We start from the raw sequence: 16,601 nt of genomic DNA, 5'->3' as shown, positions 1-16,601 counted from the left end.
AGGCCGGCCTGTCCGGCGCCGACGACGGCCTCGATGGCGCGAACGGGTTCCTGCAGGCCTACGGCTTCGGCGAGGCGGCGCCCGAGCGCGTGCTGGAGGATTGGGGCGCCCCCTGGCAGATCGTCCGCCCCGGCCTGACCCTAAAGGCGTTCCCGTGCTGCACGGCGGCTCATCCCGTGGCGGTGGCCGGCCTCGCCTTCCACCGCGAGGGCATCCGCGACTTGGCGCGGGCGACGATCACCTTCCCGCCGGGGGGCGACGCCGCCCTGGTGGTCCGGACGCCGCGCACCGGCATCGAGGCCCGGTTCAGCCCGGAATACATCCTGGCCGCGGCCCTGGTGGACGGGGCGGTCCGGATCGATCATTTCGACGCGCGTCCGGTCCGCCCCGACCTCGCGGCGCTGGCGGCGCGGGTCGAGCGCCGGCACGATCCGTCCGCCCGCCGCCTCTCCTCGGACCCGAGCACGCGCTTCGTCGTGGTGGAGATCACGGACGGTCAGGGCCAGTCGCGAAGCCGGCGCATCGACGGCCTGCCCGGGCTCACGGATCCCGACGACAAGTTCCGGGACGCGACCGCCGGTTCGGAGGCTTTCCGTCCGGTGCCCGACCTCGTGCGCAGCATGCACGACGGAAACGATCTCGCCCGCCTCCTCGGCCTCCTCGCGCAACCGCGGCAGCCGTAAGCATCCCGGCCGCCCCCGAACTCCATCCGTGAGCCCGCCCATGACGACGACCCCGCGACAGATGCATCTTGGCCTGTTCCTGCAGGGAGCCGGCCATCACGTCTCGGGCTGGCGCCACCCGCGCGCCGAGGCCGGCAGCGAGAATTTCGACCTCCTGCGGCGGGTGACGCAGATGGCCGAGGACGCCAAGTTCGACATGGTGTTCCTCGCGGACGGCCTCACCAGCGCGGTGGATGCCCACCCGTCGATGATCGCCCGCTTCGAGCCGCTGACGCTGCTGAGCGCCCTGGCGATGATGACGCGCCGCATCGGCCTCGCGGCGACCTCTTCGACCACCTACGGCGAGCCCTACCACACCGCCCGCGCCTTCGCGTCGCTCGACCATCTGAGCGGCGGACGGGCGGCGTGGAACGTCGTCACCACCTCCTACGCGCGCACCGCCGACAACTTCTCGAAGGAGCATCCGGCGCATGACGAGCGCTACGCCGTCGCCGAGGAGTTCGTCGACGTGGTCTGCGGCCTCTGGGACAGCTGGGACGACGACGCCTTCGTGAAGGACAAGGCGCGCGGCATCTACGCCGACCCCGCGAAGGTGCGGGTGCTCGACCATGTCGGCCGCTACTTTCGTACCAAGGGCCCGCTCAACATCCCACGTTCGCCGCAAGGCCACCCGATCCTGATCCAGGCCGGTTCGTCCGGTCCGGGCCAGGATCTCGCCGCCCGCAGGGCCGACGTGGTGTTCACCGCCCAGCAGACCATCGAGGAGGCGCAGACCTTCTACGCCAGCCTCCGGCAGCGCGTCGCCGGCTTCGGCCGCGATCCCGCGACCGTGGCGGTCATGCCGGGCATCCTCCCGGTCATCGGCCGGACGCTGGAGGAGGCGAGCGCGAAGCTGATCGAACTCGATCGGTGGACGGAGATCGCCAAGGCGATGCCGCTGTTGGAGGAGCGTCTCGGCCATTCGCTGGCACCCTACGATCTGGACGGCCCGCTCCCGGACCTCCCGATCTCGGATCAGCTGCGCAGCCGCGCCGAACTCCTCACCGAGCTGGCCCGCCGGGAGCGGTTGACCATACGCCAGCTCGCCCTGCGGGTGGCAGCGGGGCGCGGCCACCACATGATCGTCGGCACGGCGACGGACGTCGCCGACCGCATGCAGGCTTGGTTCGAGGGTGGGGCCGCGGACGGCTTCAACGTGATGCCGCCCTTCTTCCCCGAGGGGCTGAGCGATTTCGTCCGAGAGGTCGTTCCGCTGCTCCAAGAGCGCGGCCTGTTTCGGACGGAGTACACGGGCACCACCCTGCGCGGGCATCTCGGCCTGTCGAGGCCGGAGGCGCGGTGAATCCGATCCGTGCGCTTGCGGCCCGCGCCCGTCGTTAGCAAGCGCGTCGGCTACCTACGGGTGAGCCGCGAACGCTCGGCGAGTCTCACCGCGTCCGCGGTCGACGCCTTGCCGCGGCCGGTTAGCTCAAGACTGATTCGAGGGGGCGATGCGCCGTAGCGCGATACGCCGCGATACCATTTTCCCTGCACGAGGGAAAAGTACAGGGATTTTGGGCCTAACAGCGTACGCTATCAAGCGCTGACCACACGAACCTGCAATACCCTACGATCGCCGAAAGACCCCAGCCGAATAGCGGCTCCGCCGACTATTTCCCCGTTTCATCGCTCGCGGATCCAATGGGAGTGGGACGGGTTCGTGGCGGTGCGCTGGATGGCTCAATTCGGCATCATCCATGGATCTACAACAACGATCCCGCAATCGACAAAGTCTCGCACGTTACGGGTCGCCAAACGCGCGCCGCGGGAGGCGGTAATCGCAGCGATTTGACCGTCAATCTGCGAGATTGGCTGCCCAGCTCGGCGTCGGCTGGCCGCGATGTCCGCGTAGGCCATAGCCGCATCTTGATCGAAGCTCAGGATACGTCCGGCTAACTCGACCTCGAAAATCGGCTGAGCTGCTGCGAACAGATCGTCGCGACGGCGCCCCTCCGGTAGCAACGATAGGCCGTAGAAGATCTCCGCTTGCGTGAGAGTTGTGGTGAACAAGCCGGCCGAGGGTTGAGCCGCAAACCATTTTAGGACGAGTATTGTTGGCTTCGCTCGCATCAACTCTGAGAGGACGTTAGTATCGAGGATGATCACTCTTCGAATCCAATGGGCTCACGGCTCGGCTCCCGCGGTGGCTCCGGTAAATCGACCCCTCCGAGCGCGGCGAAGCGCTCATGGATTGATTGTCCAACGCTCGTGGGGCGTGGGATCTCGGTTGAGAGCGCCGAGCGAAGGATATCGCGGGCCTCGTCCTCCATTGAGCGGCCGTTGATGGCGGCGCGGACCCGCAAGCGGGTTTTAATCGCCGCGTCGATGTTGCGGATGGTCATCACCGCCATGGCAAACTCCGTTAGTCATTGACTGCAAATTAGCGTCTGCTGAAGGAGCAGACAAGGTATCCCTGTCGAATGGGTGCAGCTGGCCTTTGAAGAAGCGGCCACAGCGCTGGCAGGCTCCGACGCCAGCTTTCGTACCGTCGTGGTTCGGAAAGCTATTGTATTTGGGTTGAAGGTGCGGCATCACAGATTGTGCCACGGTTGAGTCGAGTAAAGCTCGCTTTGGCGCACGGGGGCCGATCACAGCCGCGAGGCGTTCGGCAGCCCGCAGAAATCTCGAAGCAGCATTGGGCGGTTCAGCCCGGAGCAGCATCGGTTTGGGACGTACGGCCTAGTCGGTCGTGCGCCAGCTGATGACTGTGTGCTGCTCGTCTGCCTTTTAAGCCAGCATCGGTCTCCATCGCAGTCAGCTTTGGAGTCACTTATGCCGAGACAAACTCAAAAACGCTCGCTCGCCGTACCGGCAGGCTTGGCCCCTCCCGGCGTCGGCGCCAACGCGATGGCCCTCGACGAGGCACCGCGCGTCTCCGTCGGGCCGGGGCTCGAAGGGCGCTACGGGCTCGCTCCACTCAACATCCTCGTGGAAAACCCGCACCGCGTACAGGTCCACTCGTCGCGGCAGGTGAACAAGCTGAGCCGTGCCATCGAGGGTGTGGGGCAGTTGGCGCCGGCCATCATCGACGAGCGCTACATGATCCTGGCCGGCCATGCCCGGCTCGCCGCTGCCCAGGGGCGGGGTCTCGGGAGCATGCCGGTCGTCCAGGTCTTCAACCTGTCGGAAGCCCAGAAGCGATCCTTCCTGCTCAGCGACAATCGCGTCAGCCTCGATGCCCGCCTCGACCGCAAGGCGCTGGCCGGCCAGATCCCCGAGCTGACGCTGCTGTTCGAGGAGGCCGGCCTCACCTTGAGCGACACCGGCTTCGAGGTCGCCGAGATCGACGCGCTCGTGATCGACTTCGATGACAGTGCAGGAGACGCCGGCGATGCGATCGGTTCGGCGCTCTCGGAGTCGGAGACATGCTTACGGCACGGCGATATCTTCAGTCTCGGGGTGCATCGGCTCGCCATCGGCGATGCCCGGGATGCCGATCTCCTCGACCGGCTCATGGCGGGCGAGCGGGCGGAGGTCGCGTTTCTCGATCCGCCCTATAATGTGCCGGTGCGCGCGATAGGCGGGCGTGGCCAAAACCAGCATCCGGAGTTCGCCTTCGCGTCGGGCGAGATGAGCCGCGTCGAGTTCGTCGCTTTCTTAGAGGCGAGCCTCGGTAACGCCGCCCGGGTCTCGGCGCCCGGGGCCGTACACTTCGTGTGCATGGACTGGAAGCACGTGCGCGACCTCATCGAGGCCGGTGAGAGCGTCTACGGCGCTTATCTCAACCTGGTCACCTGGGTGAAGACCAACGCCGGGCAAGGTGGGCTGTATCGCAATCAGCACGAGTTGGTCGGCGTGTTCCGGGTCGGGGATACGCCCCATCGCGACAACGTCCAGATGGGCCGGTTCGGGCGCAATCGGTCGAACGTATGGACCTATCCCGGCGGCAATGGGTTTCGCGCCGGGCGCGTGGATGATCTCAACGATCACCCCACAGTCAAGCCGATCCAGCTCGTGGTCGATGCGCTCAAGGACGTCAGCCGGCGCGACGCGGTGGTGCTCGATACCTTCGTGGGCTCGGGTACCACCGTCCTGGCCGGGGAGCGGGTCGGACGCCGCGTTCGGGCGATCGAGTACGAGCCGCGCTACGCCCAGATCGCGATCCGGCGCTTCGAGGAGGCTTCCGGCCGGGAAGCGATGCACCTCGAGACCGGGCTGAGCTTGGCGCAGCTGACCGAAAGCCGGCTCGCCGAGGGGCTGCAGGGTGCTGCGCCAGATCGCCCGACTTCCCCCGTGGCATCACCTTCGGCAGCGGCGGCCAGACCACGGGTGCGCGAGCGGACCAAACCAAAGGGTTCGTAGCGGCGCGACGAACCCTACGCCACCGACTGGATCCGGCGTGATCAAGAAGACGGGGCTATGGCTCAAGGCATTTCGCTTTAAGTCATAGCCCCGTCGTGCCTAAAGCATAGATTGATTGGTTCAGAGAATAAATTCTAGAAATTCATTTTTTTGAATTGACGAACTGCCTCGTCGCCGTCGATAAGATTGGTGCGCATCGGTGAGATGTGTCTTAGATCGATCAAAAAACCGGGAAGACGCTCCGCCTCAGCGCGGGTCAGTCGTCATCGTTCAAGCGAGCGGCATTCCGGCACGGTTGTGTCCTTCCTCGACGGGAAGGCGTGGCGAGTTGCTGGAGGGGGCCATGACGTACGACGATGATGACGAGCAGCCTGCCGAGCTCGGTCAGGCGAACTCAACCCCTAAACCCCCTGAGGATGGGGAGCGCGTCGGCTACAAATGCCCGCCGAAGCGGACGCGCTTTGTCAAGGGTAAGAGTGGCAATCCCGAGGGAAGACCGAAGGGAAGCCTCAACCGCTCGACCATGCAAGCGATGGTCGAGGAGCTGTGGTTCGAAAAGACGATGAAAATCGTCGACGGCGGTCGCGAGCGTCAAGTTCCCCGCTTGCTCGGTCTCATGATCAAGCAAGGTGACATCGCATTGAAGGGCGACCGCAAGGCAATCAAGGATTGCTTTGATCTCATCTTTCGCATGATCGGTGATGCACCTATCGCGCGCGGTGACGATGAGACCGCGACCGAGGATGACGCGATCCTACGCACGCATCACTCCGAAGCGCATCACGCACCTGAGCCTGATACGGACGAGCTCTGTGAGGACGAGGGAGGCGGCCGTGATTGATCGCCGCCGCCTCCTGCGGGCGCTGTTGCGCCGGAACCTCGCGGCTTTCGCCCACAAGACCTTCACGTTCCTCGATCCTGGGACGCCCTACTGTCACAGTTGGCACCTCGACCATCTCGCCTGGCAGCTTGGGCGGGTGGCCCGGGGTGAGGTCCGTCGGCTAATTATCAATGTGCCGCCGCGCTCGATGAAGTCGATCACGGTCTCGGTCGCCTTCACCGCGTGGCTCCTTGGGCATGATCCGACAAAGCGGATCTTGTGCGCCTCCTACGCCGCCGATCTCGCACGCAAGCACGCGATCGATACGCGCCAGGTCATGGAGAGCGACTGGTTCCAGGAGCTGTTTCCGCGCTGCGAACTCGTCGACCGCCGCCGGCGCGACACCGAGCTCGTGACGACGCTCAGGGGCGGGCGCCTATCGTTCGGCCTCGGCGGCGCGCTGACCGGTCGGGGCGCCGATGTGATCATCCTCGACGATCCGATGAAAGCTTCGAGCGCCACCTCGGAAGCCGATCGGCGGCGGGCTATCGAGTACTACGAGGGGACGCTGGTCTCGCGCCTGAACGACAAGCGGCGTGGTGCCATCGTGCTGGTCATGCAACGCTTGCACGAGGCCGACCTGTGCGGCCATCTGCTCGCACGCGCTCCGGAGGATTGGGAGGTCGTCCATCTCCCAGCCATCGCCATAGAGGACGGCGAGTTCCGGCTCAGCGATCGTCCGGGTCACGTGCATCAGCGTTTCTGCGGCGAAGCGCTTCAAGCCGATCGTGAGCCGTGTGAGCTGCTTGACGGCCTGCGGCGTGAACTTGGCTCGCGTACCTTCGAGGCGCAGTATCAACAGACCCCGACGCCGGCGAGCGGCAATCTGATCAAGCGCGAATGGCTGAAATTCTACAACGAAAGGCCGGTCGCCTTCAATCGAATCGTCGTCGTATGGGACACCGCTTCGACCTTGGGCGAGAACAGCGATTGGTCGGTGGGCCAGGTATGGGGGGTGTGCGACCAGGATTTCTACCTGCTCGATTTGGTCAGAAAGCGGCTCGAGTTTTATCAGCTACGGCAAGCGGTGCTGGAACTGCATGAGCGCTGGAAGGCCGACCTCACACTGATCGAAAGTACGGCGCTCGGCCACGCGCTTCTTCAGGATCTACGTCGCGCAAGCCCGCTACGCCCGATCCTGCTCCCGGCCCGCCTCGACAAGGTCGCGCGCTGTGAGGCGCAATCGGTTCGGTTCGAGGAGGGGCGCGTACACTTGCCTGGCGAGGCTTCTTGGCTCGGCGCCTATGAAAACGAACTCTTGGCTTTCCCGAACGGCCGTTTCGACGATCAGGTCGATGCCACGAGCTACGCCCTGCACCACCTTACGGACTGGTTGCGTCGGGCTCGGCCGCCAGTCCGGCGCAGTCGGGATAGTATACGGCCGCTGAGTTCGCGCCGCCGAGCCGTCGACCCGAAGATCGTAGCGGCCGAGCCCGATGCTCTGATTGCCGAGGGCGCGAAGGTACGTTTTGTGAATGGATGCCGCGTCATCGACGTCCCGGCCTCGACACCGATGCCGGTGCAGGACGCGCCCCGCAGCCCGAGCGGTCAGACGACCCGTCGTTCTGTGCGTAACCGTAGCTGAGAAAGGTTTCTCGGTTGGCGAGCCCGATGAGGGACAACGCGTGGGCGCCCCCGGAGCCGTCGACTCAATTCGCGGTTATCAATCGTCGGACGACTGGCTCGTCATGCTGTGAAAGGCGAATGGGATGGGTGTTTGTCCGGCACTCGCCCGATCGCGTGGCGCAGATTGGCATTCGACCAAGGCGCGGCCAGCCCGTGCCGACAAAACCGCGATCATGGCTCCAAATACCGGCGTCGAACGTCCAGGCACAAGCCAGAAGATGGGCGTCGCTTGTCGACCCGTTGCACGATGCGACCGCATGGGTGAGAGGGCGCGATGCGATCTCAAGACGGTCAGCGTAGACGATCCGCGGCACAACCTCGATTCTTGATCGAGACAGTGTGGGGCAACGCTTGGATCCCGCCGGCCGACAGTTTTTGCAAATCGCGCATGCTGATGGCCGATGTCATTGGCCGCTCCTTTTGCACTCCTGGAATGTAAAGCTGCGCTACGATTTGGACAGGGGAAATGCGGCGACGGCATGCGTATCGCGGCACAGCCACGGGGAGCCGACTATGTCGACGCATTTTCCTAAATCTACGGGTGTATCAATAAAGTAATTTTGGTCAATTGCGGCTGCTTGTTATTTAATAAGGAAATTGATTTAAAATTTTGGGCGATTCGGCGGCATAAATATCAAATAACAAGCTGCCGATTTTTGAGCTTGTGAGCTTTTCTCGCAGAAGATTGTTTCACCAAGCCAAGGACTGACAGCAGGTCGGCCTAATCTCAGACTTGAATATCTACGACCCGCCTCTGCGATGGTGGAGACAGATGCCTACCCTCCCGCTGCTGCGCCCCAGTCTCGCTGGAGCGCGCGATTTCGACCGAGACGGTGTGCGGGCCTTCTCGATGATCGAGGGCCGCATCAGTGCGGGCCGACTGGAGCATTTCCGTCGCGCGCATGACGCCGACGGTGTTGATCGAGGCGGTGATCGTCATGGCCCAAGCCTCCCCCACACCGGATAGGACCATGAGATCGGTGTGGGGGCGATTTCGCAAATGCGATCAATTTGATAGATCTGCCGTGAGCTACAGCTGGGCAACCAGCGGATCTCCCGAATATGGAGGCCTGATCCGACCGCACCGTGCTGAAGGCGCTTTCCCACGAAATGATTCGATTGAACCGTGATCGAGTTGCCAGCGGGAGCTGCCTGCGCAAGTTAATGCGTCGGAGCGTAGCTCGGATAGGTGTCGGTACCCCGGCTCGTCGTGATCAGGTTAAAGGCCCGGGGTGCCTATGTGAGATCGCGAACCGCGCGAGGGGCGAGCCGAGGCGTCGCACCAAACACCTGGAAGCGAAGGGCTATGTGACGTGACGGACACCAATGCACCGCCGGACAAGCTGACCGAGGTCGCTGGCTTGGCGACGGCGCTGGCTGATCGCATGCTCGACCAGCACGTCGAGGGCACGACGATTCAGCCGAAGCAATTTCATATGCTCGTTAAGGCCACTCGAATGTTGCAGGACAACGGTGTGGCATGGCCACCGTCGGTGGAGTTGGTCTTGATGCAGATCGCCAAGCGCGCCGAGCAGGCCGAAGGGTTTGGGGGGAGCACGGAGTCGGGGTCCAGCGGCGCTGGTGTCGTCGTGCACATGACCCAGTTTCTCGGCGACGTTAAGCGACCCTGATGGGGCTGGTCGTGGATGACGAGGATCGCGACTTCGAGCACTCCACTTTATCTGGCCCGTTCACCCACGGCGGTGAGACGGTGGACGTGGAGATCTATCGGTTCGCGGGGACGCGGGATCCCTGGCAGCTGGCGGTCGTCCACATGGCTAGTGGCAGCACCGAGTGGCAGGAGCGCTTCGCAACCGAGCAGGATGCCTACCGCGCCTTCATGGAGGCCGTGGAGAGAGGCGGTCTGGCATCGTTTGGCTCTGGCATCGGCAGGGTGGTGCATTGACCCTGTCTAGCGCTTGCTGATGACTGCGGGCTCAGTAAGGGTCTTCGCGGCCACGCCCGGTCGCGCTCACGAGGCTCGGCCAGGGCAGCCCCGTCGAAGCTTCAATGGTCGAGAGGCACACTTCTACACTTGTCGGCGTATTCCCCCGTTGACGTGTGGCCAATGTGCATCGGTCCTCGAGCGGTAAGCATCAGCAGGATTGCGGGCTTTGGTGAAATAGTGTCTGTACGAAGTACCTGACAGAGTTTATTAGGCGCCGTATTCTTCGATGAGGAAAGGAAATTTGGTGCTGATCTCTTCGTCAAATCTGCCCCAAATGTAGACCTTGCCTTGACCCGCGTCGGTAATTGATAGTCTATCTTTTTCTTTATTCAAGATGCAGTTTTCAATCAATCTTTTCAACAAAATCAGAGCTGACTCCGGGGTTTGTACAAAAAAGGTCGATCCATTCGAGCTGATCTGCTCCGATCGCCTCCCTTTCGAGACTTCTTTTTTGAAAACGCTTTCTCTCGTTTTCAATGATTTCGTGTCCGACCGGTTTAGCTCACAGTGCACGACGAGGATAGTCATTGTTCAATTGGGCTCGACTAACTTATATAATTCACCAATGATAATTTTGAGAGCGAAGAGGTGATTTGATAACTGGCTTGCAAGCGGTTCTGTACATCCAGCAGCTTGGCTACGACCTCCTCGGTCGGGGCTTGCTCGATCCCGTCGAGGGTGTTTTGCAAACTGTTCTTGGTCGCCGTGTTCGTCGTGCTGGCATTGGACAGCCGTGTCGAGGCGATGCTCAGCTGCGTGACGGTATCCTGGATGCTCGGATTGGTCTGGTCGGACGACGATAACAGCGCGCCCGCGCGACTATTGACCCGCTGATAGGTGGCGGCGGTGTTGGCATCGCTCGCCGTCGGCAACGCGAACGCCATGGTCGCCAAGCCGGCGAGCACGTTTTGAATCGTCGGATCGATGGCGCGGGCGCCGGTGCCGACTTGGCCGGTGGCGCTCACTTGGATCGATTGGGTGTCGAGTGCAGGGGTGGGCTCGGGCGGCGTCTTCGTCATGTCGTAGTTGTTCTCGCCCTGGTACCAGAGCACCGTCGTGTTCGGGTCAGGAGACGCGTAACCCACCGGGGTCGTCCCGACGTATTGGACGCGCTGGGGTATCACCCCGTTCTGATCCAACCCGCCTTTTGCAGATCCGCTGAAGAATTGCGTTGCGGCATCAGCTGTTGCGCTCACGGCCAACGTGCTGCTGGCCGCACCCTTGAGGGCGTTGTCGAGGGTTTTCGACAGATTGGTCATCGTGTCGGCGACGCTGGCGCCGATGGCGAAGCTGGTCGTGGAGCTAGAATCCGCGCTGGTAGCCGCGGTCAAGGTCACGCTCGTGGAGGTGCCATCGGGTGCTTTCACGGAGAAGCTGATGCTGTCGCCGGCGGCCGCCTGAGCCGCCAAGCTCACATCAAGGGACGCTGGATTGGTTCCGGAGATCGTCGCTTTGAGCGCCGTGCCTGTCATTTTCGCAGGGCCGGTCAGGGTGAAGCCGAATAGGCGTGGGGTTGTAGCGCTCGCTTCATCCTTCACCCGCACAGAGGTAGTGCTGGGCGAGGTCTGCGTCAGCCGGCCGTTTCCGTCCGTCCCCAACTGTGCCTCGACTCGCTCTTTGATGACTTCTGTGAGGCCATCGAGCGGATTGCCCTTGGCGTCAGTCGATCCGTTGAGGATCGTGTCGGCGTCGAGCACCGGCTGGGTGGTGGCGTCGCCGCCGCCGAACAGGTAATTGCCTGCCGCCGACTGGTTGAGCGTGTCCAGCGCAGTCTGCAGGTTGGCGAGCGCGATCGAGCGTCCCGCCGTGGAGTTGACCGCGACGCTCTGAAGACCGTTATTCAGCGCCGCTCGCGCGGTGGTGCCGAGCGTCGCGACCTGGGTCAGGCTCGTGACCGCGAGGTTCGTCCGAGTCTGAGCGGCGGTGATGCCAGTCGCGTAGCCGTCGAGCGCGCTCAGGGTCGCCTGGGCGGCGAGCGCCGTGGAGCGCCCGGTGCCGAGCCCGCCATAAGTCTGCGAGACCTTGCCGCTGGAGAGCTGGTTCGACAGGTCATTCAGCTGGTTTTTCAGCGTTAGGAGCTGCGAGGTGTTCCGGTTGGCGACGTAGGAGCCGGCCGCGAAGGGTGAGATCGTCGTCATGGTCAGATCTGCAGCAGTTGGTTGAGCATGTCGCGGGCGGCGGTCAATATCCGAGCGTTGGCGCCGTAGGCCGTCTGCAGGGCGATCAGGTTCGACATCTCCTGGTCGATGTTGACCCCGGCCCCGGCGGCGAACCGACCCTGCGCGGTCGAGAGTGCGGTCTGTTGGGTGTCATTCAGTGCGTTGGCGTTCGCGGACGCGGCCCCCTGCGAGGCGATCACGTCCTGGGCGAAGCCGACGACGCTGGCCCGGTAGGGGGCGGAGACCCCGCCGATTCCGCTCGACGACGAGAAGGTCTGCTGCGTCGAGGTCAGGGCGGTGAAGATCGCCTGCGCGCGCGAACCCGTCGCGGTAAGGTCGGTCGCGCTCGACGCTGTCAGAGCGGCGGTGTTGGCCGATAGGTTCCCGTTGACGGTGATGCGCTGCGCGAAGCCGGTGAGCTGCGAGCCGCTGTCGAACGAGCCCGTGTAGAGCTTGTTGCCCGAACCGTCGACGAACAGGGCGATCTGCGGATAGCCGGTCTTGGGATCGGCCGAGGTCGGCACGGTGATGCTGGCGCTGGCAGCGCCGACGATCTTGCCCCCCGTCGTGAGCGTGAGGGTCGAGCTCGGCGCAGGTGAACTGGGCGGCGTGACGCTGAGGCTCGGCAGATTGTAGGTGGTGGAAGCCGGGTTCGCGTAGAAGGTGTCCAGCGCGGCTTGGATTTTGTCGGGATAGGTCGTCGCGTCACCTCTCGCGTCGAAGGTCAGCGTCAGCCCGTTCGTGTCGGCGGTCTGCTCTGCGGGCACGATCGTGCCGCCTGAGGCCGCCGAGGCCACGAAGGTCACGTTGCGCGCGACGCCAGAATTGTCGCTGACCTGGAGCGTGATCGTATTGCCCGGCTGCATCTTCGAAAGAGGGATCGAGGTATCGCCTGTTGTGCTCAGGGAGCCGCCGACGCTGGTGTTGGTCAGCGCAGTAGCCAGCCCTGCGGCAAGATCGTCGAGTTGGCGCTGGGCTTGCGGGAGGGTTTGGTCACGTAGCTCGATCCCGGCAGCCAGGCTCCCCGACCGGATGGCGCCTTGTTCCCCGAGATCGATCTTGCCGCCGCCCGGGAGCGTGGCCGTGATGGTGCCGACGGTGCGCTTGGCCGGGTCGGTCGAGTAGGATGCGTTCGCACTCAGCGTGCCGTGGCCGTCGAAGCTCAGCGTCGCGGCGGTGCCGCGATCGACCAGGGTCACGCCCGACTGGGTCAGCACCGAGACCGTGCCGTCACGCTGCGCGACGGTCTGGACGTCCATGAAGCCCGAGAGCGTGTTGATCACCTGGTCGCGCTGGTCCTGGAGGTCGGCCAGGGACGAGGCGTCGGTGGTGTTCTGGATCTTGGCGTTGAGCTTCGCGACGTTGGACAGGAGCGTGCTGGCCGATTGCGTGTCGGTGCCGAGTTGGGCCTCAATCCCCGAGCGCAGGTTCTGCACCGCGGCGGCGGTGCCGTTGATCTGGCCGGCCAGCGCCGAGGCGTTGCTGACCACGGTGGTGCGCGCCGCCGCCGAGGTCGGGTTGGCCGACAGCTCCTGCAATGATTGGGTGAACGTGTTCAGCGTACCGTCCAACGCCGCCCCGCTGCCCGGCGCCCCATAGAGCGCGTCGAGCTGAGAGGCGATGCCGGCCTTGGTGCTGGTATAGGCGGCCCCCGACGTCTCGAGCCGCAGCTGCTTGAGCGCGGCGGCATCGAAGCTGCGGGTGATCGTGCCAGAGGCGACGCCGAGGTTGTTGGTCCCTGTCGCGACCGGCGTGAGCGTCCGCTTGACGTATCCGGCCGTGCCGGCATTCGCGACGTTTTGCGAGACGACGTTGATCGCCGCCTGCGTGGCCGCAAGCCCGGCGGTCGCGTTGGACAGTGCATTAAGCGACATATCGATGCTTCCTCCGCGGTCCGCCGGACAAGCACAACTATCGGATCACGTTGAGAAGGTCGGACATCATCGTCTGAGCCGTCGACATGACCCGCGTGTTCGCAGAGTAGGCTTGCTGTGTGACGATCATTTTGGAGAACTCGGTCGCGATGTCGGTGTTGGATTGCTCGTTGCTGGCACCTGTGATCGTGCTGTCATTCAGGCCTGCCAAGGGCGGACCGGAGTCGGCGGTCTGGAGGTAATTGCCTTTCGAGTCGGCCCGCAGCCCGTCGGGGTTGGCAAACTGAGCGATTCCAACCGTGGCGATCGCCACGACGGTGCCGTTTGAGAACGTGCCATTGATCTTGCCATCCGCGCCGACTGCAACACTCGTGAGTGTGCCAGAGTTGTTTCCGTTCTGACTGAGTGTGTTGGTTGTGACGGCCCCAGTGGTATCGGCGTACTGAGTCAAGCCCCCGGAAATATCCAGCGCAAGACCCGCGAACGTGTAACCTCCGATCGTTGGATCACCTAAACTCACACTTCCAGCGGCGGGACCAGTGAGCTTACCTGTCGAATCGAAGGTAAATTTCGTATCTACAGCTTTCCAATTTGCGGTGCCGTTCGTGCCAGCATCATAAGAAAGAGTCCAGCTTGAGCTGGTGCTGTTGGCACCCGCGCTCGGATCTTTGGACCACCGCATGTTGACCGTCACGGGGGCCCCGGTCGCGGTATAAGCTGTGATCGACGGACCAAGGATGCTGTTGGGGGGGGTAGTTGTGGCGCTGGTATCGGGGGTCGCCGGAAGATTGGCCGCGTACTTGATCGTGGTGGTAGCTTGAGCTGGAAGTGTCGCATTGCCGACGTTGACGAGGCCGGTGCTCGTCGTCTGGCCCGTGATCGGATCGAGGTTGGTGCCCGTGAGGTACCCCCCTGCTCCGTTCATCAGGTAGCCGTCTTTGTCCTGGGCAAAATCGCCTCGACGCGTGTAGGCGTTGGTGCCGCTGAACGCGGATTGGCCGTTCGCGTCGCCGGTCTTCTGCACCACCGTGAAGAAGCCCGACCCGCTGATCGACATATTGGTCGGTATCGTCGACGACACAACATTGCCGGCGATCGTGTTGGTCAGCTGCGACTGAGCTAAAACCGAACCGGCGACCTCGCGCTTGGGCGTAGTCTCAGACATCAAATCGACGAAACTGGTGTCGACCCGCTTAAAGCCGGTCGTCTGCGAGTTCGCGATGTTCCCGGAGATATTGCTGATGGCGTAGGACTGCGCCTGGAGTCCGGATACCGAAGTCTGCAGGGCCGAAAAGAGATCCATGGCGATCCTCACTCAACATACGTCGATAGGTAAGCAAGCCGCGGTCCACGGAGAATCGCCTTTTTATCAAATGCTTAGTCGGGTCCGCCGCAGCACGAGGACAGACTGCCAGGAAATATCTGCCGGATGCCGGCAATATCTGCCCGGGCTCATCGACGAATGGGCAGGTTCAGGTATCTGCCGCTCGCTTACGTCGGTCGGATGGACGCGATCGATCACGCCGCTGCATAGCGCAAAGGTGCTGTCCCAAGCCGCCGCCGAGTCGAGGTCAGCCTACATGGCCGAGCGGCTGAAGGACGGAGCGGGGTGCGGGTAGACGCGTCGATGCGGAGGCCACCGATCGTTTGAGCGCCGAACGCCCGCCCCGGTTTATCGAAGGAACGGGTCTTCACGCCACGATACTGACGAGGCCGCGGAACTGGGGGAACGGCCGGTCCTACGCCGCAAGCGTTCGGGCCTCGACGTGGTCGATGCCAGGCTTCCGGGGGCAGACGATCCATGAAGGAGTGACCGCAGGCTCGCAGGCTCGCGCAGACACGCTGATGAATGGGCCTAAGCCGTACGATCCGGTCGAGTATTCCCGCACACCGCGATGATTGTCTCGCGCAACTTCGAGGGCGTGAACGGCTTGATCAGGCAGGCGTTCACGCCAGCCCGACGCGCCGCCGGAAAGCAATCGGCTTGCGCTTGCGTCGTCATCATCACGAACGGTGTCTCTCGCAGAGCTGGGTCGGTGCGCACATGACGCAACAGCTCGTATCCGGTCATCGGTAGCATGTTCCAGTCGGAGAGCACCAAGCAGTAGCGACGCTGACGCAGGAGCTGGAGCGCCGCCGTGCCGTCGGCCGCCGCATCGATGTCGCGAAAGCCGAGCTGGTCGAGCACCGCGCGCACGACTTCGATGATCATCGGCACATCGTCGACGAGGAGGACAGGCGGAAAGCCGGAATAGGGCATGAGTTCTCGAGGCGAATGCGCACACTCGAAATGGCGCGCTGACCCGGCGCACCGCCGTCCGAATAGGGGCTACTGTGACAGGTAAGCCTTGTGAAAGTTTGTACGGGGCACGGACGGCTTCCGACCATCGTTGGGTGGAGCACGCCGTCGTCGTCGGCCTAAGCGTGCTGAGCAAGCTGTTGAAGAGGTCGCCCAGGGGCGAGCGAGGAAGGGGACTTCATCGCCGGCGTGAAAGCCAATCCCACCCCGAAGAGTGCCGTCGGCCTGGAGCTCGGCCCAACCAGAGCCGCAGGCCTGGTCCATCTCATCGTTGCCAGCCCAGTCGAACTGGATGGCGGCGTGATCGCCACCACCGGCGAAGGCCCCGGTAACACATCCGAACGCGAACTCACCACGTCCGTTCTCGAAGAGGATGTAGGCCGGACCGACCATGTCGGCGTAATCGTCCCCGTAGCCGGGGAACTCGACGATCCGCCACTTGCCCAGGACGCTCACGCTGGGGCTCCGAGGGACTTGGGCAAGCGGACCAGGTTGTAGGCCGCCGTTAAAGCGAAGGCCGTTCCGACCTTGTTGCGATCCCTGAAGCGGGTCTTGCACGGGCCACCGACGGTGTTGATCCAGCTAAAGCCCTCCTCGATGCGCTTGTGCATCCTCTGACTCATGCCATCGCTGGCGCCGCGGGTGGTTCGGCGATCGATGGACGGTAAGCGCTGTTTTCAGGCCACGGCTCTGAGGGCTGGCATGGCCGGGTAGGCCCATGGCAGCAGATCGTCGAGATGGCGCTGCGGGTGGCCCTCGACGATGCGGGTGATGACGTCGGCGAGGTAGGC

The 16,601-nt window shown here is 63.5% G+C and carries 15 protein-coding genes and 2 pseudogenes; 7 read left to right on the top strand and 10 right to left on the bottom strand.

The annotated features are described in order from the left end of the window. Together FV228_RS07195 and FV228_RS07190 are read left to right on the top strand one after the other, a co-directional pair. Window positions 1–683 (top strand): annotated as a pseudogene (locus FV228_RS07195) (MmgE/PrpD family protein); the annotation flags it as partial. 40 nt (window positions 684–723) lie between these two features. After that, entirely contained in the window at window positions 724–2,025 is a 1,302-nt protein-coding gene (locus FV228_RS07190) for an LLM class flavin-dependent oxidoreductase (protein WP_147853971.1), read from the top strand. Window positions 2,026–2,402: 377 nt separating this feature from the next. Here the strand turns inward: FV228_RS07190 and FV228_RS07185 are convergent, their stop codons facing one another. Both FV228_RS07185 and FV228_RS07180 read right to left on the bottom strand, forming a co-directional pair. Continuing rightward, on the bottom strand, window positions 2,403–2,828 hold the full coding sequence (locus FV228_RS07185) for a type II toxin-antitoxin system VapC family toxin (RefSeq protein ID WP_147853970.1): 426 nt from the start codon (window positions 2,826–2,828) through the stop codon (window positions 2,403–2,405). Then, window positions 2,825–3,073, bottom strand: a complete 249-nt coding sequence (locus FV228_RS07180) for a plasmid stabilization protein (protein ID WP_147853969.1) — start codon at window positions 3,071–3,073, stop codon at window positions 2,825–2,827. Before FV228_RS07180 ends, FV228_RS07185 begins: the two co-directional genes overlap by 4 nt. 496 nt (window positions 3,074–3,569) lie before the next feature. Here FV228_RS07180 and FV228_RS07175 point away from each other — a divergent pair, with 496 nt between their 5' ends. The 3 genes from FV228_RS07175 (at window position 3,570) to terL (ending at window position 7,489) form a co-directional block, all read left to right on the top strand. Further along, complete coding sequence (locus FV228_RS07175) at window positions 3,570–5,024, top strand: DNA modification methylase (protein WP_187277666.1); 1,455 nt, start codon at window positions 3,570–3,572, stop codon at window positions 5,022–5,024. A 343-nt stretch (window positions 5,025–5,367) separates the two neighbouring features. Further along, a complete protein-coding gene (locus FV228_RS32965) occupies window positions 5,368–5,865 on the top strand; it encodes a DUF5681 domain-containing protein (RefSeq protein ID WP_187277665.1) in 498 nt (165 codons plus the stop codon). Beyond that, window positions 5,858–7,489 carry a phage terminase large subunit gene (gene terL, locus FV228_RS07170; RefSeq protein ID WP_187277664.1) on the top strand — a complete coding sequence of 544 codons (1,632 nt, stop codon included), beginning with the start codon at window positions 5,858–5,860 and terminating at the stop codon, window positions 7,487–7,489. Before FV228_RS32965 ends, terL begins: the two co-directional genes overlap by 8 nt. A gap of 768 nt (window positions 7,490–8,257) precedes the next feature. Here terL and FV228_RS07160 read toward each other — a convergent pair. Next, a complete protein-coding gene (locus tag FV228_RS07160; protein ID WP_147853966.1) occupies window positions 8,258–8,470 on the bottom strand; it encodes a hypothetical protein in 213 nt (70 codons plus the stop codon). Between the two features lie 373 nt (window positions 8,471–8,843). Between FV228_RS07160 and FV228_RS07155 the strand changes: the two genes are divergently transcribed. Both FV228_RS07155 and FV228_RS07150 read left to right on the top strand, forming a co-directional pair. Further along, a complete protein-coding gene (locus FV228_RS07155; RefSeq protein ID WP_147853965.1) occupies window positions 8,844–9,161 on the top strand; it encodes a hypothetical protein in 318 nt (105 codons plus the stop codon). Further along, window positions 9,161–9,436 (top strand): hypothetical protein, encoded by a 276-nt coding sequence (locus FV228_RS07150; RefSeq protein WP_147853964.1) that lies wholly within the window; start codon window positions 9,161–9,163, stop codon window positions 9,434–9,436. Before FV228_RS07155 ends, FV228_RS07150 begins: the two co-directional genes overlap by 1 nt. Before the next feature lie 587 nt (window positions 9,437–10,023). On the opposite strand, the gene FV228_RS07145 is transcribed toward FV228_RS07150, so the two are convergent. The 7 genes and pseudogenes from FV228_RS07145 to FV228_RS07115 form a co-directional block, all read right to left on the bottom strand. Next, window positions 10,024–11,616 carry a flagellin gene (locus FV228_RS07145; protein ID WP_147853963.1) on the bottom strand — a complete coding sequence of 531 codons (1,593 nt, stop codon included), beginning with the start codon at window positions 11,614–11,616 and terminating at the stop codon, window positions 10,024–10,026. Window positions 11,617–11,618: 2 nt separating this feature from the next. Beyond that, window positions 11,619–13,511, bottom strand: a complete 1,893-nt coding sequence (flgK, locus tag FV228_RS07140) for a flagellar hook-associated protein FlgK (RefSeq protein ID WP_147853962.1) — start codon at window positions 13,509–13,511, stop codon at window positions 11,619–11,621. Between the two features lie 37 nt (window positions 13,512–13,548). Beyond that, on the bottom strand, window positions 13,549–14,814 hold the full coding sequence (locus FV228_RS07135) for a flagellar hook-basal body complex protein (protein ID WP_147853961.1): 1,266 nt from the start codon (window positions 14,812–14,814) through the stop codon (window positions 13,549–13,551). Window positions 14,815–15,366: 552 nt separating this feature from the next. Next, complete coding sequence (locus FV228_RS07130) at window positions 15,367–15,771, bottom strand: response regulator (RefSeq protein WP_147853960.1); 405 nt, start codon at window positions 15,769–15,771, stop codon at window positions 15,367–15,369. Between the two features lie 69 nt (window positions 15,772–15,840). Next, entirely contained in the window at window positions 15,841–16,266 is a 426-nt protein-coding gene (locus FV228_RS07125) for a hypothetical protein (RefSeq protein WP_246693860.1), read from the bottom strand. Continuing rightward, window positions 16,263–16,472, bottom strand: a pseudogene (locus FV228_RS07120) (IS5/IS1182 family transposase); the annotation flags it as partial. The gene FV228_RS07125 and the pseudogene FV228_RS07120, both read right to left, overlap by 4 nt. 15 nt (window positions 16,473–16,487) lie before the next feature. Then, the coding region (locus tag FV228_RS07115) for a transposase domain-containing protein (protein ID WP_147853959.1) at window positions 16,488–16,601 on the bottom strand (114 nt) is incomplete at its 5' end.

The sequence above is a fragment of the Methylobacterium sp. WL18 genome, from assembly GCF_008040015.1.
GTDB lineage: Bacteria > Pseudomonadota > Alphaproteobacteria > Rhizobiales > Beijerinckiaceae > Methylobacterium > Methylobacterium mesophilicum.
The sequence above is the reverse complement of the archived record's forward strand: the minus strand, read 5'-3'. Positions and strand labels throughout refer to the sequence as shown.